General features: G+C 61.0%; 19 protein-coding genes. 13 read left to right on the top strand and 6 right to left on the bottom strand.

Features of this window, described 5'->3' with window-relative positions; translation table 11 throughout:
* From KF814_18440 to KF814_18465, 6 genes are all read right to left on the bottom strand, one after another.
* Positions 1–2860 (bottom strand): molybdopterin-dependent oxidoreductase (locus KF814_18440; protein MBX3238131.1); only part of this gene is annotated, 2860 nt, incomplete at its 3' end.
* A 453-nt stretch (positions 2861–3313) separates the two neighbouring features.
* A complete protein-coding gene (locus KF814_18445; protein MBX3238132.1) occupies positions 3314–4858 on the bottom strand; it encodes a sigma 54-interacting transcriptional regulator in 1545 nt (514 codons plus the stop codon).
* A gap of 228 nt (positions 4859–5086) precedes the next feature.
* Positions 5087–6592 (bottom strand): HlyD family secretion protein, encoded by a 1506-nt coding sequence (locus KF814_18450; protein ID MBX3238133.1) that lies wholly within the window; start codon positions 6590–6592, stop codon positions 5087–5089.
* A 4-nt stretch (positions 6593–6596) separates the two neighbouring features.
* Positions 6597–8105, bottom strand: coding sequence for an efflux transporter outer membrane subunit (locus KF814_18455; GenBank protein ID MBX3238134.1), 1509 nt, complete (start codon positions 8103–8105; stop codon positions 6597–6599).
* Positions 8102–9700, bottom strand: a complete 1599-nt coding sequence (locus KF814_18460) for an MFS transporter (protein ID MBX3238135.1) — start codon at positions 9698–9700, stop codon at positions 8102–8104. The genes KF814_18455 and KF814_18460 overlap by 4 nt, the downstream gene beginning before the upstream one ends.
* Positions 9701–9716: 16 nt before the next feature.
* Complete coding sequence (locus tag KF814_18465; protein MBX3238136.1) at positions 9717–10592, bottom strand: formate/nitrite transporter family protein; 876 nt, start codon at positions 10590–10592, stop codon at positions 9717–9719.
* Positions 10593–10903: 311 nt separating this feature from the next.
* Between KF814_18465 and KF814_18470 the strand changes: the two genes are divergently transcribed.
* The 13 genes from KF814_18470 to sugE all read left to right on the top strand — a co-directional run bounded on the left by KF814_18470 (position 10904) and on the right by sugE (position 24326).
* Complete coding sequence (locus tag KF814_18470) at positions 10904–12814, top strand: CHASE3 domain-containing protein (GenBank protein MBX3238137.1); 1911 nt, start codon at positions 10904–10906, stop codon at positions 12812–12814.
* 13 nt (positions 12815–12827) lie between these two features.
* Complete coding sequence (locus KF814_18475; protein MBX3238138.1) at positions 12828–14219, top strand: sigma-54-dependent Fis family transcriptional regulator; 1392 nt, start codon at positions 12828–12830, stop codon at positions 14217–14219.
* Between the two features lie 69 nt (positions 14220–14288).
* Positions 14289–15434, top strand: coding sequence for a sensor histidine kinase (locus KF814_18480; GenBank protein MBX3238139.1), 1146 nt, complete (start codon positions 14289–14291; stop codon positions 15432–15434).
* Entirely contained in the window at positions 15431–16072 is a 642-nt protein-coding gene (locus KF814_18485; protein MBX3238140.1) for a response regulator transcription factor, read from the top strand. The genes KF814_18480 and KF814_18485 overlap by 4 nt, the downstream gene beginning before the upstream one ends.
* A gap of 220 nt (positions 16073–16292) precedes the next feature.
* Positions 16293–16535, top strand: a complete 243-nt coding sequence (locus tag KF814_18490; protein ID MBX3238141.1) for a hypothetical protein — start codon at positions 16293–16295, stop codon at positions 16533–16535.
* 24 nt (positions 16536–16559) lie between these two features.
* On the top strand, positions 16560–16985 hold the full coding sequence (locus tag KF814_18495; protein ID MBX3238142.1) for a hypothetical protein: 426 nt from the start codon (positions 16560–16562) through the stop codon (positions 16983–16985).
* Positions 16986–17060: 75 nt separating this feature from the next.
* Positions 17061–17270, top strand: coding sequence for a hypothetical protein (locus KF814_18500; protein MBX3238143.1), 210 nt, complete (start codon positions 17061–17063; stop codon positions 17268–17270).
* A 284-nt stretch (positions 17271–17554) separates the two neighbouring features.
* A complete protein-coding gene (locus tag KF814_18505; GenBank protein MBX3238144.1) occupies positions 17555–17881 on the top strand; it encodes a hypothetical protein in 327 nt (108 codons plus the stop codon).
* 34 nt (positions 17882–17915) lie between these two features.
* Positions 17916–18233: a response regulator transcription factor gene (locus KF814_18510; GenBank protein ID MBX3238145.1), complete on the top strand. Its 318-nt coding sequence runs from the start codon at positions 17916–17918 to the stop codon at positions 18231–18233.
* Positions 18226–19548: a TolC family protein gene (locus tag KF814_18515; protein ID MBX3238146.1), complete on the top strand. Its 1323-nt coding sequence runs from the start codon at positions 18226–18228 to the stop codon at positions 19546–19548. The genes KF814_18510 and KF814_18515 overlap by 8 nt, the downstream gene beginning before the upstream one ends.
* Positions 19545–20744 carry an efflux RND transporter periplasmic adaptor subunit gene (locus KF814_18520; GenBank protein ID MBX3238147.1) on the top strand — a complete coding sequence of 400 codons (1200 nt, stop codon included), beginning with the start codon at positions 19545–19547 and terminating at the stop codon, positions 20742–20744. The genes KF814_18515 and KF814_18520 overlap by 4 nt, the downstream gene beginning before the upstream one ends.
* A gap of 4 nt (positions 20745–20748) precedes the next feature.
* Positions 20749–23949: an efflux RND transporter permease subunit gene (locus tag KF814_18525; protein ID MBX3238148.1), complete on the top strand. Its 3201-nt coding sequence runs from the start codon at positions 20749–20751 to the stop codon at positions 23947–23949.
* Positions 23950–24011: 62 nt separating this feature from the next.
* A complete protein-coding gene (gene sugE / locus KF814_18530; protein MBX3238149.1) occupies positions 24012–24326 on the top strand; it encodes a quaternary ammonium compound efflux SMR transporter SugE in 315 nt (104 codons plus the stop codon).
* Positions 24327–24334 lie beyond the last annotated feature (8 nt).

A 24334-nucleotide genomic window follows, 5' to 3' on the forward strand; every position in this document is an offset into this window, starting at 1 on the left:
CCTGGTGCTCGCCGACGCCCGGCGTCCGCTTGTCCATGCGGTAGGGATCGCCGAAGTTCGACTCGTAAATCTGCACCCAGTCGTTCACCGACCACTGGCTGTGGACCCGGTGGCGGGTCTTCGGAGTGACACAGTAGAACTGGTAGCCCTTCTCCCAAAGTGGATTGGAGAATTGCTTCACCTCCGACCACGACAATTTGATGTTCCGCACCGTTTTGTCGTCATGGTGCTGCGCCGTGATCGGAATCCCGTAGTCGTCCGGGCGGACGTAGGGGTTACTCGTCATGATCGCGTTCGGGAGGTAGGGCGTACATTCCGGCCCTTCCCGATGCACGATGAAGTTTTCGCCGTACTCGATCGCCTCCGGTTCGATCCGGTAAGCCTCGAGCCGCCCCGAGCGTGTCCACATCGGCTTGGACTCGTTGGTTTCTTCCCAGAGCGGATGGCGCGGATAGGTGCGGCCCATGACCATCCAGCCCTTTTCGCTCTTCAGCATCACATCGGCCGAGTAGCCGTAGAAGGTGCTGGAGGCATCCAAAATCCGCTGCGCATAGACATCGACGCGGTTCTGGTAGACGAACTGGAATGTGTCGGTCATCCGTTTCTCGCCGGTCATATCGGCCAGCCTGGCCGCCACGCCCGCAAAGGTATCCAGGTCGTTACGCGTGTCATACAGCGGCCGGATGCCGCCTTTCCAAATCTGCAGCCAGGGGTTGGACACCGTGGCCGTCATCTCCGGATAGGTGAACTCCATCCAGCTGTTGCAGGCCATCGCCACATCGGCATGGTTCACATCGGAGGTCATCTCGATATCTTGGGTCACGATCATCTCGATGTTCGGGTCGACGTTCTTCACCATGTCGTAGTGGTGCTTGGAGTTGTTCAGAATGTTCACATTGACGACCCAGCGCAGTTTGCTCGGTGAGGGCATGTGGGTCTTGCCGGTGAAGACTTTGCGGCCGTACTTCGGCGTGTTGACGATCAACGCCGTGTCGCCATGATTCCAGAATCCCGGCTCTTCACCGTAGTAGTACTTCTTGTAGTGCACCTCTTTCCCGTGCGCCTCCGGGGAGAGGTTCAAGCCCCAGGGATCTTCGCCGAGATAGACGCTGCAGCCGGCGCCGGACCACGGTGTCGCATTCCAAATCCCGACTTTGTAATTGCCGGACCAGGTATGGCATCCGGTGCCGAACTTGCCGATATTGCCCGTCAGCATAAGCACCAAGGCCGCCGCCCGCCCCATCGAGGTCATGTGAAAGTAGTGGCAGACGCCTTCACCGTTGTGAATCGCGGCCGGCTTGATCGTGCCCGAATCGCGCGCCCACCGGACGATGAGATCCCTCGGAGCTCGATTGATCTGGTGCACCGTATCCAAGTCGTAGTCCTGGAAGTGGATCAAATACAGTTGGTAGATCGGCATGACGTCGACCTCGCGGCCGTTGAGCAGCTTGACGCGAAAACTTCCCGTCAGCGCCGGATCGATTCCGGATTCAGTGAAGTGAAACCCGACCTGTTCACGATGCAACGGAACCGCCTTGCCCTTCCCCAAATCCCACACCATCATCCCGCCGAGCCGTTGAACCTGATCGGCGTTCAGTCCCTGCACCTTGCCGGAGTAGGACCTTGCGAAATCCGGCAAACGATAATCTTTGACCACATCGCGCGGATCGAGGTATTGGAGGGTGTCGGTCCGCACGAGCAAGGGCATGTCCGTGAAGCCCTTGATGAAATCGATGTCCTGCATGTTTTCATCGACGATGATCTTGCTCGCCCCCAAGAACAGGGCGCCGTCCGTTTCCGGCCGCACGGGGATCCAATAGTCCGCGCGGCTCGCCGTCGGGTTGTATTCCGGCGTGATGACGACCAACCGCGCACCCCGCTCCATACACTCGAGCTTCCAGTGCGCTTCCGGCATCTTGTTCTCGACGAAGTTTTTGCCCCAGCTCGTATTCAGTTTGGAGAAACGCATGTCATTGAGATCGATGTCGCAATTCTGCGTGCCGTTCCACCAAGGCTGCGACGGGTCCTGGTCCCCGTGCCAGGTGTAATTGTTCCAGTACCGTCCCCCTTGCGCTTGGTCAGGTCCGACTTTTCTGATCCAACTGTCCAGCAACGGAAGAATGCAGTTGTTCAGGCGTGTGTTCCCGTGTTTGCCCAACAGCCCGAGAATCGGCATGCCCGCGCGGTGCTTGAACGTCCTCACGCCCGCGCCCTTCATCATCTCGATCATTTCCGGGGCGTAGCCCTGCTCGCGCAACCGCCGCGCGCCGGACTCCCCGCTGTAGCGCGTCCCGATCAGGATCATGCCCTTGGCGATATAGGTAAACGCCGTGTCCCATGACACCCGCTGCATGTCATCGAGAAAGCGGGCGTTGAATTTATACTTGGACTTGGTCTCCGGCGTGAGTTCCGGCGCGCCATCATCCATCCACTGCCTCCAGCCTTTCCGCATCAAGGGTCCCTTCAATCGATAGGGGCCGTAGACGCGGCGGTGGAAGGTGAAGCCCTTCAAGCACATGCGCGGATTATGGGCGAACGTCCCACGGTTGCCGTAGAGATCTTCATAGGTCTGGTGGTCGTAGTTCTGCTCCACCCGCATGACCACACCGTTGCGGACAAAGGCTCTGATCCGGCAGGCGTGGGTGTCATTGGGCGAACAGACCCACGTAAACGACGAGTCATACCGATACTGGTCGTGGTACACACGCTCCCACGACCGATCCGGATATTCCCCGAGAGGATTGCCGACTTCGACGACCGGCTGCAGAGCGGTCAAGGCCAAGGCCCTGTCGGCAATGGCCGCCGCCGCCACCGTCCCCGCCGAAATCTTGAGGAACTGTCTGCGGGAAAACTGCATCATAGGAACCTCCTCATAAAAGAACAGCATGACAACGCGGCATCGTGACGCTCACGACGCCGAACGACACCCGGCGCAGCGCTACGACGGGCTCGCCAATCACTCGCTGATGCGGATCGTCACAGAGCTGCCGACGCCCGCATGTGCAGCAGCGCCGGTCCCTGGTCGGATTCCGATCCGAATGGGCCGCCGCCCTCTTCTGCAGACCTCATGCCCAAAAGAATAATTTCCGAGGGAATCCTTCAAGCGCTTGAAAACACTTGCGTTGGCTTTCGACAGCCGACGCCGGGCTCAACGCGATCATCCGATTCCCACGGCACGTCGCGGGAAATCGACCGCGAGCCACCACGGCATATCGTGGGTGAGCACCGCGCGAAGGGGAACGTGGCGTGCTACGGAGATCGGAACGAGGGGGAACGGGAAGGCGCTGAATGTCGGGAAGCCGCCAAGGAGGGATTACGAAACGATCGAACTTGCTCGACGGGCGGGACGGCGGATCGCGAGTTTGTGCATGCGACTGCGCAGCGTGCTCGGAGCGAGTCCCAGGTGAGCCGCGGCGCCTTCTGAGCCTTCGATCTTCCAATCGGCTATCGTCAACGCGCGAAGAATGTGCCGGCGTTCCTCGTCTTCGAGCGTGTTGACGCGCTTCGCAACGAGTGTGTGCCCGGCAGGCCGCAAGCCCAACATGGCCGGATCCACTCGCAGCAATCGCTCATGACAGAGGATCAAGGCGCGTTCGACCAGATTTTCCAACTCCCTGACATTGCCGGGCCAGCCGTATTGAACCAAGCGATCCATCGACTCCGGCTCAAAATCTCCACAGCAACGCTTGAGGCGCCTGGCATGCTCGCGCAAGAAATGCCGGGCGAGAAGAGGGATATCCTCCGGACGTTCGCGCAAGGGAGGTAGATACAGCGGAAATACGTTCAACCGATAGAACAGGTCGCTGCGAAACCGACCCTGCTCGATCCCCGCCGCCAAATCGGCATTGGTCGCCGCGATGATCCGTACGTCGACCGGAACCGGCTTGCTGCCGCCCACCGGATCGATGAACCCATCCTGCAACACACGCAACAACTTGACCTGCGCGTCGAGCGGCATTTCTCCGATTTCGTCCAGAAACAGAGTCCCCCCGTCCGCGAGTTCGAACCGTCCGACTCGGCGATGGTCGGCCCCGGTAAACGCCCCTCGCTCATGGCCGAACAGTTCGCTCTCGATGAGCCCGGACGGCAACGCTGCGCAGTTCAGACGGACGAAGGCCCGTTCACGGCGCGGACTCCAGTCATGGATCGCGCGGGCCAGCACTTCCTTCCCCGTACCGGTCTCACCCGAAATCATCACCGCCGCGGTGGTGGGAGCCGATCGGCGGGCCAAATCCACCACATGACCAAAAGCCTGACTGCGCCACACCATGTCGTGGTGCTGCGCGGACTTGAGCTCTTCCGACAAATACACGTTCTCGCGCGCCAACTGGTCTCGGAGCCGGTTGATCTCTTCGTATGCGCGAACATGGGCGATCGCAAGCCCGATCTGCGTCGCGACCTGCTGAAGAAATTCCAGCACGGCTGGATCAGGTTGACCGGTCTCCACGCTCCCGATATTCAACGTGCCGAGACAGGCGTCTTGCACCACCATCGGCAGGTTGATCATGCGGCCGAGCCCTTCCTCGAGGTAGCAGTCGTCCTCTAAAAAGACCCGCTGCTCGCGAAGATTGGGTCGCACATGGACACACTGATGATCATAGACCCATCCCACCGCGCTGCGCGCATGGGGAATGCAGGCATCGCGTCTGAGCACAACCCGCGACAGATTAGTTTCAACTGCGTAGAACTTGAAGGCGTCGGAGTCGGAATCGTAGACGGTCACGCCCGCGCGTTCCCATCGAATGATGTGCGCGAGTTGATCGGTAATGGCGCGGAACAAACTCGTGCTGTCGCGCTGAGAATTCAGCTCGTTGGTCACCGACAACAGCGTGCGATAATTCAAATCAACGCTATTCATCGTTCTGCCCCGACGACCGCAATGTGGCAACTCGGGCGGCGACTGCCGGACCGCGCAGGAACCGGCCCAGGTGGATCACATCTTAGGACCGGCCAACGAGCCTAATCCAGTTGGTTGACCTCCGTACGAGCAAGCGCAGATGCGCATCGGCCTACCCATTGCGAGGGACCCTTCCGTCACGAGGAGGTGCCGGCCGATGCGGAGAGCGAAGGGAAAACGGACGGGCGATCAGCGGAGCGGAGCGAGCGGGCGTCCCGATCTCGTGTCTTCGCCTGATCGAAGTCGGGCCGGACTCCGTCCACCTTCAGGCCCCACCAGGCCGGAGCCCGGTCCGATCGAGGGCGACAATGGAAAGGACGAGGAACCGAGATCCGGACTTCTTTGCGGAATGATCGAGGACGAGGGCCGATGGTCGCGCCGCAGATCGCGCCCCGGAGCAACGGTAGCGTGATGCGAGGACAATCCCGAGTCGCCGCCGGAACGGAACCGGTTGACGTCGCTCATGAGGTCGTCCGCCGCCAGTCCCACAGCCTCATCCCGAGGCTCGATGACCAGGTTCGCCGCCATGACTTCCTCCGCCAGAGATTCGGCGGAGGGCAACTCGTCGGCATACACATCGGTTTCATACTCCGCCGTCGATGGGGTAGCCAGGGACGACCAGACCGACTGCCCGCCCTCGGAGACGTTGATCTTGGTCACGGTCGAAAGCCCGGGTCTCACGGGATGTTCGCGGATTTCATCTTGCGGCAATGCGATCCGCACCGGGACGCGCTCCACAATATGAATGAAGTTTCCGGTCGAATTGTCGGGCGGCAACAGCGCAAACGCACTCCCTGTCCCCGGAACTAACCCTTCGACCGTGCCATGATACGTATGCCTGGTGCCATAGAGATCCACACTCACCAGGGCCGGCTGCCCGGGCCTTACATGCTGCAATTCGGTCTCGCGCAGGTTGGCCTCGACCCACAAATGATCGAGCGGCACGATGGTCATGAGCGGCGCACCCGGCTGAACCCGGTCACCGACTTGCGCTTTCCGCTTCGCCACATAGCCCGAGATCGGCGCGCGGATCTGCTGGCGCGTGTATTCGAGATAGGCTTCGATGAGTTGGTGCTTCGCCAGTTCGACGGCCGGATGGGCCATGATCGTCGTTCCGCCGATTTGCGCGTCCAGCGTGTCGAGTTCGGCCTGCGTCTCCCGCCACTCGGCCTCGAGCGCCATGATCTTGTCCGACGTGTTCTCCACGATTTGCTTCGAGACCGCGCCGCTCTGCACGGCGCGCCGGTACCGTTCCATGTCGTGCCGCGCCAATTCGAGCCGCGCCACGCGCGACGCCAGCCGCTCGGCCAACTGTTTGCGGGTCATGAACAGGGCCGCGATGCGCCGCACTTCCTCGCCCAAATGCCCGCGCGCCCGTCCGAGCGCCGCGTAGGCCTGGTGCTCGTCGAGCCGGAGCACGAGGTCGCCGCGATTGACGAATTGTGTTTCCTCCGCAAGGACTTGGGTAATGATGCCCGTGGCCTGCGCCGCAACGGGTACGAGATTGCCCGTCACGTATGCATTGTCGGTCTTCAGCCAGTAGCGGTCGTAGCTCATCCAGTAGCTCAGGTACCCGACCGCGGCAAGAAGGGCGATCAGCGCCACTAAGAGAAGCCGCCGATTCCTCTGCGCTCGAATTTCCTTGGGGTGCATGCGAACCGGACCGGATGGAGTCGTAGGAGTCGTCGTGGTCATGAAACTAGCCTCGTGTGGCCTTCGGCCGTTTGTCGATATCGGGATTGTGATAGCCGCCGCCCAGCGCTTCGATCAGATCGACCGCCGCCACCAATTGGTCGCTTTCCAATCCCTTCAATACATATTCCTGTTCCAGCACCGGATGCCGATGCCGCAAGACTTCGCGATCATCGTCGAGCCCGGTAGTGAGCCGTACCTTAGCCAATCGCCAATCTTCGCCGAGCGAAGCCAAGAGCCGTTTGTGCGATTGCAGCATCTCCCGGGTGGCCTGCCAGGCGCTCAGGCTGTCCGCCACCTCACGGAGCGCATCGAGCACGGTCTCGTTGTACAACTCCACCGCGGCATCGTACTCGGCCCGCTGCGCTGCGAGTTCTCCTCGCAACCGTCCGCCCTCGAACCAGGGCAGGCGGAATCCCGGCGCCAAGCCATAGGCGAAACTTTGGCCGCGGAACAACAGATTCGCCAGCTTGTCGGCGCCTTTCGTCAAGGTCAATGCATTGAACCCCACAAACCCGGTCAGATCGAACGTCGGATAAAACTGGGTCTTGGCGACCTTCACCAGACGCGCGGCGGAGTCGGCGCGGTAGAGCGCCGCCGCGAGATCGGGACGTCGCACCAACAACCCGCTCGAGAGATGGTCGGGCACGGGAAGTTGCTCGGGGATCACGACAGAGGACCCAGCAAACAGGTGCCGGGCTTCATCCGGCCCCTTGCCCGTCAACCGAGCCAGCAGATTGCGCTGTACATCCAACTGATCGCGCACGGCGGCCTGCCGCTTCACGGCAGCCTCATAGTCCGCCACTGCAAGTTTCACCGGCTGATCATTGTCGAGCCCCAAGCGATACCGGGTTTCCGCCAACCGACGCAGGTCACGTCGAATTCCGACGATGGTGTTCACGATGTCCAACTGCTGACGCAAGGCTTGGCCGCGGAAATACGCCCGCGCGACGCCGGTCGACAATCGGAGGCGCACTTCCGCCCGTTCCGCCTCTTCAGCGGCGGCTTGTCCAAGCGCCGCTTCCATCGTCGCCCGGTTCTTGCCCCAGAAGTCGAATTCGTAACGAAAGCTCAGCGGGTTGATCACGCCAAGCAGGATCTTTGCCCCGGCGACTTCGGGATTCAGCGCGGCGAATACGCCGTGTTGAGAAATCCGTTCATAGGTCAGAGAGGCATCCGCTTCGAGGAACGGCAACAATCGCGCGCCCTCGACCTTGACCAAGGCCTGGGCTTCGCGCAATCGAGCCGAAGCCAGCTTCAAACTGGGGTTGTCCCTAAGGGCGGTCTCCACCAGACCGTTCAACTCAGAATTGCCGAACTGCTCCCACCAGCGGTCGTCAGGCCACTGCTGCAGACGCTGCTCCACCTCCGCCAGCGTCTCCTTGATCTCCGGTGGTTCGAGATATTCCGCCGCGGGGTCGCCTTTGGGAATCCAGGCGCAGGCTCCCGTCACGAGACCGGGGAGACACAGCAGCAGCAGCGCGCCTCGGCGCAATTTCGCCCCCAAGCCGTTCATGGCATTTCCTCCACGAGCCCCTCGCCGCGCGCTTCCCGCCACCTATCCTCAGCGGTAGCAGGGACAGCCGAGGTGGTCGGATGGGCCAGCCAAACCCAAGCGCTAAGACCGATGAACAATGCGCTGGCAACCAGAAACGCATCGTTGATCCCAAGGATCGCCGATTGCTGTTTGATCAACAGCCCCAGTTTGGCCTGCACCTCGGAAGAACTCAGGCCTGACGACGCCAATTTTGCCGACAATCGATCCATTGCGTCGAACGAGATGGAGGTGCGCCCCCCGAAGTGATCCGCGAGGTGCAGCCGATGAAACGGAGCCCGGCGGAACATGACGATCCCTTGAAACGTGATCCCGAAGGCGCCTGCTGCAATCCGCAACAGCGTCGCCACTTCCGCCGCACGCGTAAGCATCGGCCCTGACAGGCCGTGCAGGGTCAGCACGGTCCACGGCGCAAAGAACGAACCCAGGAAGACTCCTTCGATCAGCATCGGCCAAAAGAGTTCGTCGTAGGAATGAGGATCATCGAACAGGCCCAGCCAATAGAAGGTCCAAGCGAAACCCAATCCGTTCAGGCATGCGAGCCAGCGTGCGTCGAGGTACTTACAGAGGTAGTGCATCACCGCAATGGTCGGCGCACCAAGCAGCACCAACGGCATCAGCGCCAGTCCCGCAAGTTTCGACGAGTAGCCCAAGACGATTTGGATTTGGACGGTCAAGAGCGACAGCAGCCCTTGAATCGAGAAGAAACCCAGCGTCAGCCCGACGATGCCGATCAGAAAGTTTCGTTGGCGAAAGAGTCGAAAATCGATGGAAGGATGACGTTCGCCCAATTCCCAAATGATGAAACAGGGCACCGCCAGGAGGAGCACGACCGCGACTGCCTGGAGAATCGGCGCATCCAGCCAATCGAAATCGTTGCCCATATTGAGAAACGTTTGAAGCCCCAGCAATACCGTCGCCAACAGCAGAAACCCCACCAGATCGAAACGGGCATAGGAACGCCGGAATCCCCGGCCGTACAACAGTGCGCCGAGCACGGCGATGATGATCACCGTCAGCACGAAATCGAGATAGAACAGGAATCGCCAGCCGAGCATGTAGGCGATGTACCCGCCCACGGGCATGCCGATCGTGAAGGGCGCGATACTGAACAGCCCCCAAATGCTGAGCGCCACAGCCTTCAGTCGCTTGGGATACTCATTCAGCAACATCGACTGCGCCAACGGCAGCGTGATCCCGCCTGCGATACCTTGAATGACGCGCGCCGGAACGAATTGGGTGAGAGTCTCACTCGCACCGCACAGATACGACGCCCCGCTGTAGACAACGAAGGCCGAAATCAGCAATCGGTAATCGCCGATACGTCCGGACAGATACCGAGCCAACGGAAATCCCAAGGCCAGGCCGATCATGAAATCCGTCTGGGCCCAGGTCAAAAAGCTGGGCAGCACCCCGCCCAAGTCTCCCGCGACATGCGGCAGCAGCGCGATGTACGAGCCGGCGTTGAATAGCACGACGATATGCGACAGGCCGAGCGCGGCATTGAACAGGACGAACCGCCAGCCTCGCAACCGTCTGAGATATACAACCGCCATCGATACGTCCTTCTCTTCAGAACGAGGGGGAATACCCGCTGCGATCGCTCGCGGTGCTTGCCTGCGGAACGGCCACCGGCGCCACCGGTGCCGGGGCAGGAGGCACCGCCCGATGCGCCCAATAGATCGCCCCGCCGGTCAGCACCGCGCCCCCTACCAGGTTGCCCAGCGTCACCGGAATCTGGTTCCACAACCACCAATCCGCAAACGTAACGTTCGCGCCCAGCAAAATTCCGGCCGGAATGACGAACATGTTCACTACCGCATGTTCGAATCCCTGCATGAAGAACAAGACCGTCGGTCCCCAAATCGCAACGATTTTCCCGACCAGGGAGGTCGTTGAAAAGGCGAAAACCACGGCCAAACTCACCATCCAATTGCACAACACCGCCTTCGTAAATACGGTCAGGAAACCGGCCGTGCCGTGATGCGCGTAGTAGGTCGTTTTGGCCTCGGCGATCGCCACCAACTTGGTGCCCACGGCAGACAGGGGCGCATCGCCACCGGTGGTGACTACGATCCCCAACAAGACCGCATACAGGACGCTTCCCATCAGGTTGCCCAGGAAGACCCAGGCCCAGTTCGTCACGACGCGCGCCGGCGAGCGCTCCTCGGGATTCTGCATGGCCGCACAAGGAATCAAGGCGAAGCTGCCGGTGATGATCTCGGTGCCGAGCAACACCGCCAGGCACAACCCGAACGGAAACAACAAGGCCCCCACCATCCAGAGGCCTGTCTCGACCGCGGCGGTCACCGCCATACTCGTGGCCACCCCCAGATAGGCACCGGCCAACATGCCTCGCAGAATGAGTTGACTGGGAGGCAACTGCAATTTCGCGCAGCCGGCCGCCACCATGCTCTTGACCACTTCTTGCGGTTTCACATAATCCATTACGCCCTCCTTGACCACGGGCTCATTATGAAATGGACACGATTGTGAGAGAGTGGCTCAGCAAGCCACGTGCCAGAATATCGGTGACCACCGGCGCCTCGAATCACTCGTCCTGCGTTGTAGCGGTGACCGACCGAACGACGATCTCGACGGCAAACACTCACCGAAAACGCGCGACTCCGCACGGCCGCACGGTGCGGAATCGCTCACATGCAAGTACCGACTCGATCACCGGACTCCCATAAAGCAGCGAGGTTGCAGAGATCCGCGCGGAAGCCTACGATAGGGCAACAGAGGAACCCATGCGGGCACTGACTCAGTTTCTGACCGATTTACCCATCGCGCGAAAGCTCTTTCTCGCCTCCCTCATCCCGGCCCTGACTCTGCTCATCCTCAGCATCATGACCTATCGGAGCGTAGCGACGTTCTCGGAGGACGAGGGGCAGTTGAACAGCCTCTACTACTCCCAGCGGCTCGCCTCGGAGTACCTCCGCCTCGTCGTCGACCTGGAGACGGGGTTCCGGGGCTTCGTGCTTACTCGCCAGGAACGATATTTGTTTCCCTATCGCACGGCGCAGGATCACGTGCTCAACCTTGGACGGACGCTGGAAGGCCAGGTGGCCGATTACCCGGATCAGCACGCGCTCCTGTCATCCGTGCAGCAACTGGTGAAGCAGTTTGTGACAGAGAAAGACCGGCTGATCGAGACGGTAAAAGCCGGACATTTCGATGAGGCCCGGAAGTACATCGAGGAAGGTAAGGGTCGTGTCCTGATGCTGCAGATTCGGCAGGACATGGCACGGTTCGAGCATTTGGAAGAAGCGGCGCTGAATCAACGGGTCGTGAAACTCGGACAAGACCGGGACACGATGTTGACGGTCATCATGGGGGGCGGCCTCTTCGCCCTGATCTGTATGGTCTCGGCGTTGCATTTCATTGCACGGTCGATCACCACACCGCTCAAGCGGTTGGCAACCGCCGTGGGCGCGTCACAGCCCGGCTTGATTCCCGTGGCGCCTGCGTTGGAACGAGCGGACGAAATCGGGCACCTCTCACGCGCAATGCATGACATGAGCCGAGCCATCCAAACCCACATCGCAACCGTGGAAAGGTCGGAAGCCGAACTCCGACAACTCAACACCGACCTGGCCTCGTCTGAGGCAAAGTACCGCACAATCGTCGACCATGCGCCCTTCGGCATCTTCACCACGCAAGGCATGCGCTTGATCTTCAGCAACCGCTACAACAGCGCCCTCGCCGGACTCGATCCCGGTGAGGAACAAGACCCCGAATCGGTCCGTCGCGCCATCCACCCCGAAGATCGCGACCGGGTGCTGACCGAATACGCCGAGGCCGTCGAACAGGGCCACCCCTATGAAACAGTGTTCCGATTCCTGCACGAAGACGGATCGATCCGCAAAGTGCTGAGCCGTCGCATCCCCATCACCGATGCGTCCGGTCAAGTCACGCTCTACCAGGGATTCAATATCGACATTACGGAGTTGGAGCTGATGCAGGCCCGACTGAGCCGGGCCGAACGACTGGCCACTTTGGGCCAGGTCGCGGCCGGTATTGCCCACGAAATCCGCAATCCGCTGGTCGGCATCGGATCCACGACGTCGCTGTTGTTGGACGATATCGACCCGAACGATGCGCGCCGCCCGGATCTCCAGACCATTCTTCAGGAGACCAAACGTCTCGACCGGATCGTAAATCAGATCATCGACTACGCGCGGCCGCGGGAATTGGTGGCGGTGCCGTTCGATCTGGCCACGCTCGTGCAGGAAGTAACCAAGGTGTTGGAGGGACCGCTCTCAAACAAGGGACTGCATGCGGCCGTCACTGTTCCCGCTACCCCGCCGATCCTCCAGGCCGATCGCGATCAGATGAAGCAGGTGCTGCTCAACGTGGTCCAAAACGCGATCGACGCCTCCGCGCAGGACCAGACGATCGACATCGGCATCAGCCTTCAGGACCAGGCGATCGAGCCGAGCGTCACGTTGACGGTGTCGGACCACGGCGTCGGCATCAGCCCCGCCCATCTGCCGCATGTCTTTGAGCCGTTCTTCACCAGCGGCAAACGTCAGGGCACCGGATTGGGCCTCGCGATCTGCCGAAACATCCTCGAATCGCACGGCGGCACGATCACGCTGGAAAGCGCCCCGGGCAAGGGCACCACCGTCCGCATGTGGATTCCACTGCGGCAACAGATACGCATGTAAGGAGACCACGTTCATGCGGGCTACGATTTTCGTCACCGACGACGAGCCGGCCATTCGCTCCGCCATCGTCAAACGACTCACGCGGCGGCAACATAACGTCACCGGCATCGAATCCGGAGAAGACCTCATCAAGGCAGTCTCGCTCAACCTGCCCGACTTGATCCTGCTCGACCTGAAAATGCCTGGGCTGAGCGGGCTTGAAACCCTTCGTCAGATTCGGCCGTTGGCGCCGCAGGCCCTGGTGATCATGTTGACCGCCTACGGAACGGTAGAGGACGCCGTTGAGGCCATGCGGCTCGGGGCTTATGACTTCTTGATCAAGACCGTCGACCTGGGCGGAATCGATCCCGTGGTGGACCGCGCGATCGAGTTTCTGGCGCTACGCCACCGGATGGAATACACGCTGGAAGACCAGAACAACGCCTATGCCCTGTCCAACATCGAAGCCCACAGCCCGGTCATGCAACACCTGCTCGCGCAGGTGCGCGACGTAGCCGAGAACGCGAAATCGACTGTGCTCTTGCAAGGCGAGACCGGGACCGGCAAGGAATTTGTCGCCCGCGTCCTCCATTGTAACGGCCCACGCGCCCGCGGCCCTTTCGTCAGCGTGAACTGCACCGCCATCCCCCGCGACCTCTTCGAAAGCGAACTGTTCGGGTATGAGCGCGGCGCCTTTACCGGCGCCCATCAGCGCAAGCGCGGCCTCCTGGAGAAGGCGGAAGGCGGCACGATCTTTCTGGACGAAATCGGCGATCTTGACCCCTCCATGCAAGCGAAGCTGCTGCGCGTCCTGCAAGACCGCACCTTTCGCCGGCTCGGCGGAACCGAAGACCTCTCGGTTGATTTCCGCCTGATGACGGCCACGAATCGGGACCTGAAGAAGGATGTCGCGCGCGGAACATTCCGGGAGGACTTATATTTCCGGTTGAACGTCGTGACCTTCGAGCTTCCCCCCTTGCGCGTCCGGACCGACGATATTCTGCCGCTCTGTATGCAGGCCGTCGTGCGATACGGCAAGGAGTTCGGGAAAGATGTCACGGACATCGACGCGGAAGCCAAGGCGCTCCTACAACGGTATAGCTATCCGGGCAACATCCGCGAGTTGCACAACATCATCGAACGCGCGATGATTCTGTGTCATGACAAAACGCTGACGGTAGGCTGTCTGCCCAAGGAACTCCACGATATGCCCCCTCCCGTCGCGGTGGGAGTGCCCCAGGGGCAGGAACAGACGATCCGAATCGAGATGACGCTAGGACGCCAGACCCTGGCCGACGTGGAATCGGCCATCATCGACGAGGTCGTCCGCCTCTCCGAACACAACAAGACCCTCGCGGCGAAACGCCTGGGCCTTACACGATTCGCGCTCGATCGACGGCTCAAGAAGCAGGCCGACTTCCCCTAATCCGCGGAAGCCTCGCGTCTACCGAATCGCCACTTGATTAAGGCGGTCGACGAGACCGAGAATAATACGATGGCCATGCAGGACTCTCCTACTCGATGGATGCCGCCGACGGTGGTGGGCCTGAGCGCCCTGCTGTTTGTCCTTGACCTCTTCATGCCGCTGGGGGTCGCAAACGGCGTGCTCTATGCCGGCGTCGTGCTGCTGACCTGGTCGTCGTCCGATCAAGGCATGCCGCTGCGAACGGCCCTTGGCTGCTCGATCCTCCTGATCGCGGGCGCCTTCTTCGGCCCACACATCGACACTATTCCGCTCTGGGTCGGAATCACCAACCGCATGTTGAGCTTCAGCATTCTGTGGGTCGCCGCTATTCTCCTCCATCAACGCCAGCGCGCGGACATCCAGCTCCGCCTGGCCAAAGTCGAGTTGGAAAAACGGGTACGGGAGCGAACCAAGGAACTCGCCGACGTCAATCACGCGCTGGTGAACGAAATCGCCGAACGCGTGGAAACCGAGCAATCCCTCCGAGCCAGCGAAGCCAACCTCGCAGGCAGCCGGCGGGAGTTACGCGATCTGGCCGCACAATTGTTGACGGCACAGGAAGAAGAGCGACGGCGGATATCACGAGACCTACACGACGACATCAACCAGCGTCTCGCCATGCTGGTCGTCCAAGTTGAGTCCCTCGAAACCTCGCTCCCGGCATCCGCCGGACATCTGGGACGGAGCCTGCGTTCCATTCAGGACCACCTCACGGAACTTTCCGATGACGTCCGCCATTTGGCGTATCAGTTTCACCCATCGATCCTGGACGACCTCGGACTCACCGTTGCGCTCCAGCGCTTGGTCGACGACGCCGGAGAACGATCGGGGATTTCCGGCACGTTCACATCCGAAGGCACTCTCCCCTTCATGTCGCAGGAAGTCGCCACCTGCCTCTATCGGGTGGCGCAAGAGTGCCTGGGAAACGTCGTCAAACACGCCCGCGCGACGGAAATGCGGGTCACGCTCAGGCCTGAATCGGATCGCATCGTGCTTACGGTGGAAGATAATGGGGTGGGATTCGACATCCACTCGTCGGCGAACTACCGGGGGCTGGGCCTCATCAGCATGAGTGAACGGGTCCGCCTCGTGAAGGGCACGGTGACGATCGACTCCCGCCCGCAGGAAGGCACGAGAATGATCTTCCAGGTGCCCCAGGTACAGGTGACGGCATGAACAGGCCGAGAGTGCTCCTGGCGGACGACCACACCCTAGTCCTCGAAGGCTTCCGCCGCATCGTCGAACAACGCTGTGAAGTCGTGGGCTCCGTCGAGGACGGACGTTCGCTGCTGGAAGCCGCGATGCGCCTGCGTCCCGACCTGATTCTGTTGGATATCTCGATGCCCCTCCTCAACGGGATCGATGCGGCTCGGCAGCTCCACAAACTGGCCCCGGAAGTGAAACTGATCTTCGTGACCATGCACGCCGATCCGGCCTATATCAGCGAGGCGTTCAAAGCCGGCGCCTCCGCCTATCTCCTCAAGCGGTCGGCTGCGCGCGAGTTGGAGTCGGCTATCGATGCGGTCATGAAAGGGCAATACTACGTGACCTCTCTCTTGACCCGCGATTTGGTCACCTCCCTCACTCAGGACGGCGCCAACATGCTGGCTCAGCGGCAAGAACTGACACCGCGCCAGCGCGAAGTGCTTCAGCTCGTCGCCGAGGGCCGCACGATCAAAGAGACGGCTGCGCTTCTCAATATCTCCCCCAAGACGGTCGAGTTCCACAAGGCTCAGATCATGTCCCAGCTCAATTTGCACACCACCGCTGAGCTGACGAAATACGCCCTTTCCCACGGGCTGATTTCAACATAGGGCGTGGCCGCCCCATTCTTCTCCTCTCCTCGCAAATAAATCATCCGTACCTAGGGAACTTACAGACATGACCTAGGACAACGCCTAGTGCCGCTCCTCCGCTGTTTTCTATTAGGTTTCATATAACGCTTCCGAGAGTGTGGTACGCGCATCCACGAATGCCAGTACGCTCGAATGCAGTGAGGCAACGGGATTCCCTTGACGTTGGAAGCGACGGGAGATGGCCATCATGGTGGCACGGGCGCTGCGCTGTGAGTTTTGCCACCGGATTCAACAACAGGAGGCCAGTATGGCGCAGGACGGCAGCGACTCCTCGCCTAGCCCGCGTCATGGGCTGCTGCAAGAGTTCATGCTGTACGAAGGTTTGTGCGCGCAATGCGAAGGTTTCTATCACCAGCTTGTGACGTACGGCAGACCCCAAGACCCTCGGGCGAGTCAGGCCGCGGCCGAGGCGCATCTGTAGGATGGAGTCACCGAAGGACCGTCGATGAGCCTTCCGCTGCCGTCAGCCGTTTCGGGACATCAACCGGGCCCAGGACTCATCGTATTCGGAGATTCATTGCAGCTGCGGTTCGTGAACCAGCGGGCCAGAGACCTGCTGGGCGGGATGCCGCCGATGGAACGCGGCACGACCTGCGATCCCGTCGCCTTGGAAATTTTGCAGATGAGCGAAATCCTGCTCCGGCAATTGCAGGAACTATTGGCCGGACAGGAATGGAGCTATGCGGATCTCCATAGGGAGATCCCGATCGAGGGCCATCGGCTCGACGTGCGGGCCTTCGGTTTCGCCGGACTCAGCCACCGGAACGAAGTGCACATCGTCATGCTGTTGAATACGGTCGAGGTGAATGGTTCGATGGTAATATCCAACCCGTCGAACACTCGGGACGCAGCTCGGCCCCTGGACCACTGACGCACGATGCCCGAGACGCGATCATGCCGGGGCTCGAAGGCCTCCTCGGAAGCCTTGGAGCGGGAGACGAGGCTTATGATGGGATGCCCACGATGCCAGAACCTCATGGTGGAAGAAGTATTCGTCGACATGCAGGCCGACACGAGCCCCTCGAGTTTCAAGGGTTGGAGATGCATCATGTGCGGCGCCATCGTGGATTCGCTGATCCTTCGACATCAGTCCGCACCCCCTCAGCCGATCTTTCACCAAACCCGTGCCCGCAAACCGCTGGTGTGGATGGGTTGAGCTAGACGTCGGAATTGAAACCTGCCAGGTCAGTCCCGGCGAGCCGGGCTGTGATGGACTCGTTGCTCCGCGAGCCCGCTGTGGTTCCCCTCCTGATCCACCACACACCGCCTGCTCTCTGGACGTGCTGACCTGGCACCTTTTTCTCGTAACCAATTGCCCAGGTAAAGGACGACGACCCGATGCAGGCATTCTCTCGACGCATACCCTGGATTCCAATGACCCTATTGGTACTCATAACGGCCTCCTGCAGGGGAGGGACGCCCGCCGGAGCGGAACGGACCGTGCACTACATACAAATCCGCGATTCGGTGTCCCCAACCCAGGTCTATGCCTCCGTAGGCGATGAGATCCGTTGGCAAAACCTGCGTCCGGATTCCGTCAAAATCGGTCTGCTGGACGCACGTGGATTGGAAGAGGCCTCCTGCGCCGACGGATTTCGGCGATTCGGGCAGATCGAGGATTCCGTCACCGTGCCTCCGCGGGAATTCGCCAGTCTCTGTTTTTCGAAGCCTACGGTGATTCGTTACAACGTGTGGTTCGACGCGAAGGATCCTCGCGGCGAAATGACCCGCACCTCGACTGTTTGGATCCGCGACGCGCGCCACTGATTTCCGGTGGTTGCCTTAGAAAAGGAGCATAGGAATGCGTAGCAGCACAAAGACATCCAGCAAGCCCCTCCGCCGTCGCGTGGCGGCCTCCGCGCACCGAACGGGTGAAGCCAGCAAGTCGAGCACGAATGGGCGCATGCGCGTCCTCACGAAGCGGGAGCAGGAAGTGCTGTCGCTCGTGGGCGCCGGCCTCACTTCCCGCCAAATCGGCAAGAAATTGAGAATCTCCGCCCGCACGGTCGAAGTACACCGCTCGCACGTGATGCGCAAGCTCAACGTCGGCAGCCTCGTCGAGCTCTTGCGCACCGCCTTGCAGCACCGACTCATCGAGTGGGGCTTTCCGCATGCATGAGACGCTTCCCACCTCGAAACGTTGCTCCGAACCTCGCTCATGGCCGCGCGACGTCTTCGCGGTGGTACTGCTGCTTGCCTGGTCCCCTTGGGCCATTCCGACCGGCTTTGCAGCGGACCCGATTGTTCCCAGTTACTCCCTGAAATCGGTACTGGACCTCGCCCTGGCGCGCAATCCGACATTGGGCAGCGCGACCGGCCTGATCGAGGAACACCAGGGGCACCGGACCGCGGCGGAGGCTTACCCCAATCCCACGGTCAGCGGGAACCTGGGACGCGGAGAAATCCGAGACACCGGACGAGCGAATCTGAAAGAGTCGCTTACGCGGGAATCGCTCACGGAGTTCAGCGCCACGATCGGCCAGCCGCTGGAATGGCCGGCTAAACGTGCGGCCCGGCAAAGTGCAGCCGACGCCGGCGTCGCGGCCGCCAGCACGGGATTGGTGGAAACACAACTGAACCTGGCCGCAGGCGTGAAAATCGCGTTCTATGAATTGCTGTTGGCCCAGCGCGATCTGGAATTGGCCAAACAGAATGGTCAGATCGTGGAGGATGTTCGTCGGATCGTCAATACACGCGTGAAACTGGGCGAGGCTCCCCGTTTCGAAGCGGTCAAGGCCGAAGTCGAGGTGTTAAAGGCGAATCAAATCATTACGCGCGCGGACAACGCGGTGCGAGTCGCCCGGGTGACCCTGGATACGCTAACCGCCGGAGCCTTGGGTGGCGACTACGCGATCCACGGCGATTTCGAGTCGTTTCGGCAGGACATGTCGCTCAAGGCCCTGTTGGCCCGCACGGTCGAGCAGCATCCAACCCTCCAGCGACTCACGAAGCAGATCGAACAGGCCGACCGTACCGTCGAACTCGAACGGCACTCACGCGTTCCCAACATCACAGTCAGCGGCTCCTATTGGCGGGAGATCGGGCGTGAAGCGGTCTCCGCCGGCCTAAGCCTACCCACCCCGCTCTGGTACAACCGCCAGGGAGAAATCGCCGCTGCCCTCGGAAACAAACGCCGGGAAGAGGCGGAGTGGCTGCGGGCTCGCAACGGGCTCATGAAGGAGGTGAACCAACACTTTCAAGACGCCCAGACGACCGCGACCTTGATCGACGTCTTCGAAAAGGGCCTCCTCAAGCAAGCACAGGAAGCACTGCGGGTCGCGCAGTTCAGCTTTCAGCAGGGCGCCTCGAGCCTCCTGGAGGTCCTGGACGCGCAACGAGTCCAGCGGGAAATTCTAATGGAGTATGCCCAGGCACGCTTCGACTTGTCCGTCTCGCTCGCTCGGCTCGAACGGGCGGTGGGAGGACTTCTGTGAATCACACACATTTCTGTCGGTTCCGTCGGCTCATCAGCGGCGCGGGGTGTCTGCTTGCCCTCGTGAGCCTGACGGCCTGCGACAGCCCGCAACCGGGGGATGCCGCCGTAAAGGCTCATTCCGCGCAGCCGACGAAGGGCCTCGCCAGGCTCTCCCCCCAAGAACTGATCAGCGCCGGGATCGCAACCGAGATCGTCAGCAAGCGAGAGTTTCGGTCGGCGCGAGAGTTTCCTGGCACCGTGACACCCAATCATCATGCGCTGGCGGATGTCACGACGCTCGTCCGAGGCCGGGTAGTGGACGTGTATGCCGACCTCGGGCAACAGGTGAAGGGAGGAGACCTGCTCGCCATCCTCTACAGCGGCGAACTCGGTATGGCTCAGAGCGCATACCTCAAAGCGGACGCGAAGCTCTACGTGGCGGAACGTTCCTACGAGCGCGCCAAGATGCTGCTGGCCGAAAAAGTGATCGGGCTGGCGGAAGAACAGCGACGCAAGGGGGAGTTGCTGACGACACAGGCCGAAAAGCGCGAAGCCCGGGATCGCCTGGAGCTCTACGGGATGTCCGACGACCAAATCCGGAAGCTCGACCGAGATCACACGATCCGTTCCTATGTCCCGATCGTGGCGCCTTTCGACGGCCGGGTCATTGCGCGCAACCTCACCAAGGGCGAGGTCGTCGAGACGACTGAAAAGCTTTTCGTCGTCGCCGATCTGTCGGTCGTCTGGGTATTGGCGAACATTCCGGAGAAGGACATTCCTTTCATCCGGCCGGATGCCGCCGCAACCGCCCAGCCGGTCGACATCCTCGTCAATGCCTACCCGGACGAGGTCTTCCACGGCAAGATCACCTACGTCGGCGACGTGCTCGATGTCGCGACCCGCACGATGAATCTCCGGCTGGAGTTGCCGAACCCCGACAAGAAACTGAAACCAGAGATGTTCGCGACGATCCGCGTCTGGTCCGATCCGGAACCCAATGTGCTCATGGTGCCGGAACGGGCCGTGCAGCGGGATCGGGAGCGACGCTTTGTCTTCGTCCAGCGCGAGCCCAACGTCTTCGAAGCCCGCGACGTCCGCCTCGGGCCGTCGAACGGCCGCGATGTGAAGGTCCTCGACGGCCTCTTGGAAGGCGAGACGGTCGTCACCAACGGCGCCTTCGTCCTCAAATCCGAACTATTCGGAGAACAGATCTAATCTGATGCTGTCTTCCCTCGTGGCCTTTTCGCTGCGGCAACGCGTGATCGTGGTCGCGCTCGCCTGCCTCCTCATGGCCGGAGGGCTCTACGCCTTCCATACGATCGCCATCGACGCATTTCCCGACGTCACGACGGTGCTGGTCCAGGTCGTGACGAAAGTGCCCGGCATGTCACCGGCAGAGGTGGAACAGTTCGTCACCTTCCCCCTTGAACTGCAACTCATGGGGGCGCCCGGGCTCACGGACATCCGATCGTTCTCCAAGGTGGGCTTGTCCATGATCACGGCCGTGTTCCGCGACGACATCGACGTCTATCTGGCGCGACAGGTCGTCCTCGAACGGGTGCTCGAGATTCAGGAACAGTTGCCGCCCGGTTCCACAGCCCAGCTCGTACCCAACACGACCGGTCTCGGGGAAATCTTTCAGTTCTATTTGGAAGGCCCGCGCGACAATGAGCCGGGCTTCGTCATGACGGAAGAGGACCTTCTCGAGCGTCGAACGGTGGAGGATTGGACCATCCGACCGTTGCTGAAGGGACTGGCGGACGTGGTCGACGTCAACTCGCTGGGCGGATTCGTCAAGCAATACCAGGTGATCGTGGAACCAGGCCTGCTGCGGAAGTACGACCTGGCGCTACACGAGGTGTTCGACGCGGTCGCCAAGAATAACGCGAATGCCGGCGGCAACATCCTCGAGAAGGATTCCGAGAAGTATGTCGTGCGCGGCGTCGGCTTGATCAAGACGCTCGACGACATCAATAACATCGTGGTCAAAGAAGCCCACGGCACCCCAGTGTTCGTGAGGGACGTCGCGGAGGTGCGTATCGGCCATGCCGTTCGGCACGGAGCGGCGGTCGTGAACGGCAAACACGAAGGCGTCACCGGAATCGTGTTGATGCTCCGCGGAGGCAATGCCCGCGACGTCGTGCAATCGATCAAGGATAAGATCGAGGACATCCATAAGAAGCAGCTCTTGCCGGACGGCCTGCGCATCGTGCCCTTCTACGATCGAATCGAGCTCATCACCGCGGCGCTCCAGACGGTCTACAAGGCGATGATCGAAGGCATCGTCCTGGTCGTCGTCATCCTGTTTCTCTTCCTAGGCAACGTGCGCAGCGCCTTGATCGTCACCTCCACGCTGATCGTGACGCCGCTCGTCACCTTCATCATCATGGATCGGGTCGGGCTGACGGCCAATCTCATGTCGCTCGGCGGACTGGTGATCGCCATCGGCATGATGGTGGACGGATCGGTCGTGGTGGTCGAGAACGTCTATCGGCACCTATCCGAGCACCGGAACGAGCCGATCGACAAGACCGCAGCCATCCTGACGGCCGTGGGCGAAGTCGGCCAACCGGTGCTGTTCGGCATCCTGATCATCATCCTGGTATTCCTGCCGATCCTCACCCTCCAGGGCATGGAGGGGAAAATGTTCCAGCCCCTCGCCTATACAATCATCATCGCGCTCATGGTCTCGCTCGCGCTGTCGCTCACACTCTCTCCGGTCCTCTGCGCCTTGGCGCTCGAGCGAGGCAGCGAGGAGGACACGTTCTTGCTCCGCTGGGCCAAGCGGCTCTACGTACCGACACTGCAGTGGGCGATGACGCATCGGTTCGGTGTGTTGGCCATCGCCGTGGGACTCTTGGGAGGCAGCCTCGCCCTATTCCCATTTCTCGGCGGGGAATTCATTCCGATCCTCAACGAGGCCGCCATCACGCCGCAGATCATCCGGTATCCGAGCATCGCCCTGGACAAGTCCATCGAGATCGAAAAGGACGTGCAGCGGGCCGTGCTGGAATTTCCGGAAGTCCGGTCGGTGGTTTCCAAGATCGGCCGGTCCGAACTCGCGAATGATCCCCAGGAAGCGAATGCCAGCGACCCGGTCGTCACACTCCGTCCAATGGACGAATGGACCACGGCCAAGACCAAACCCCAACTGGACGATGCGATCCGGAAACGGATCGAGCAGGTTCCCGGCGCGAATTTCCTGTTGAGCCAACCGATCCAACAACGCGTCGACGAACTCCTCTCCGGAGTGCGATCCGAGGCCACGGTCAAGATTCTCGGGGAAGATCTCTCCATGTTGCGGACACTGGCGGAGAAAATTCAGGGGATCATGAGTTCCATCAAGGGCGTCGGGGATGTTCGCGTCGAACAGCTCTTCGGCCAAACGTACCTCACCATCGACATCGACCGGAAAAAGATCGCCCGGCACGGCATCACTGTCGGACATATTCGGGAAATCATTACCACCGCGATCGGCCAGGAAACGGCGACCGTCGTGTATGAAGGACAAAAGCGGTTCGACCTGACGTTCCGGTATCCCGAGAAATACCGCGACAGTGTGCAGACTATCAGCAACATTCTGTTGACGTCCGGCACCGGAGCGCTGATCCCGCTGGGGGAACTCGCCACGGTGGAATTGCGCGAAGGGCCGGCCCAGATCAGCCGAGAAGGCCTGCAGCGTCGCATCTACGTCGGCTTCAACACACTCGGCCGTGACATCGAAAGCATCGTCGCCGAAGCCCAAAGCAAGATCGCGGCGCAGGTACCCATGCCGTCCGGTTATCACCTCGTGTGGGGCGGCTCGTTCGAAAATATGCAGCGGGCGATGGCTCGTTTGAGAATCATCGTCCCGATCACCATCGGCCTGATCTTCCTGCTGCTCTTTGCCTCCTTCAACTCGGTCCGGCACGCCGCGCTGATCATTCTGAACCTACCGTTCGCCATGATCGGCGGCATCGTCGCCCTGTGGCTTTCCGGTGAATACCTCAGCGTCCCCGCTTCAGTCGGGTTCATCAATCTGTTCGGCGTCGCGGTGCTCAACGGCATCGTCCTGGTGTCCTACTTCAATCAGCTGCGGGCGGATGGATTGAGCAGCCACGAGGCCGTGGTGACCGGTTGCCTCCTGCGACTCAGGCCGGTGCTCATGACGGCAACGGTGGCCTTACTCGGACTAGTTCCGTTGGCTGTCGCCCACGGCATCGGCTCGGAAGTGCAACGGCCGCTCGCGATCGTCGTCATCGGCGGTCTAGTGAGCTCCACCCTGTTGACGCTTGTCGTCTTGCCGGTGCTGTACCGCTGGCTCGACCGGTCGGATGAAAGCCACACCAGGCCGACATCCCCACAGGGGGAAGGGCGAGAGGGCGAGGCCGGATGGGCAGAGGAAGGGCTCGCGTTGCAGAGCGGACGCGACCGGCATTAAGGCCGGCGGGTTGCTGCAGCGACGCGACCCGGCTGTGTGGACCGCAGGGAGGAAGCCAATCTATGGCCTGGGGATACTTGGTGCTGGCAGGGCTCTTCGAGGTTGCGTGGGCCGTTGGGTTGAAATATTCCGATGGCTTCACCAGGCCGTGGCCCTCGATGATCACGATACTCTCGATCTGCGCCAGCATGGGACTGCTTGCCCTTGCCCTCAAAAGCATTCCCGTTGGAACGGGCTACGCGATCTGGACCGGCATCGGCATCGCCGGGACCGCAGTACTGGGAATGGTATTGTTCGCTGAATCGGCCTCGGCCACGCGCCTGATTTCCCTCCTCCTGATCGTCGCCGGGATTCTCGGCCTGAGGGCCTCGTCATGAATCCGATT

Source organism: Nitrospiraceae bacterium (assembly GCA_019637075.1).
In the GTDB taxonomy this organism is placed as follows: domain Bacteria; phylum Nitrospirota; class Nitrospiria; order Nitrospirales; family Nitrospiraceae; genus JAHBWI01.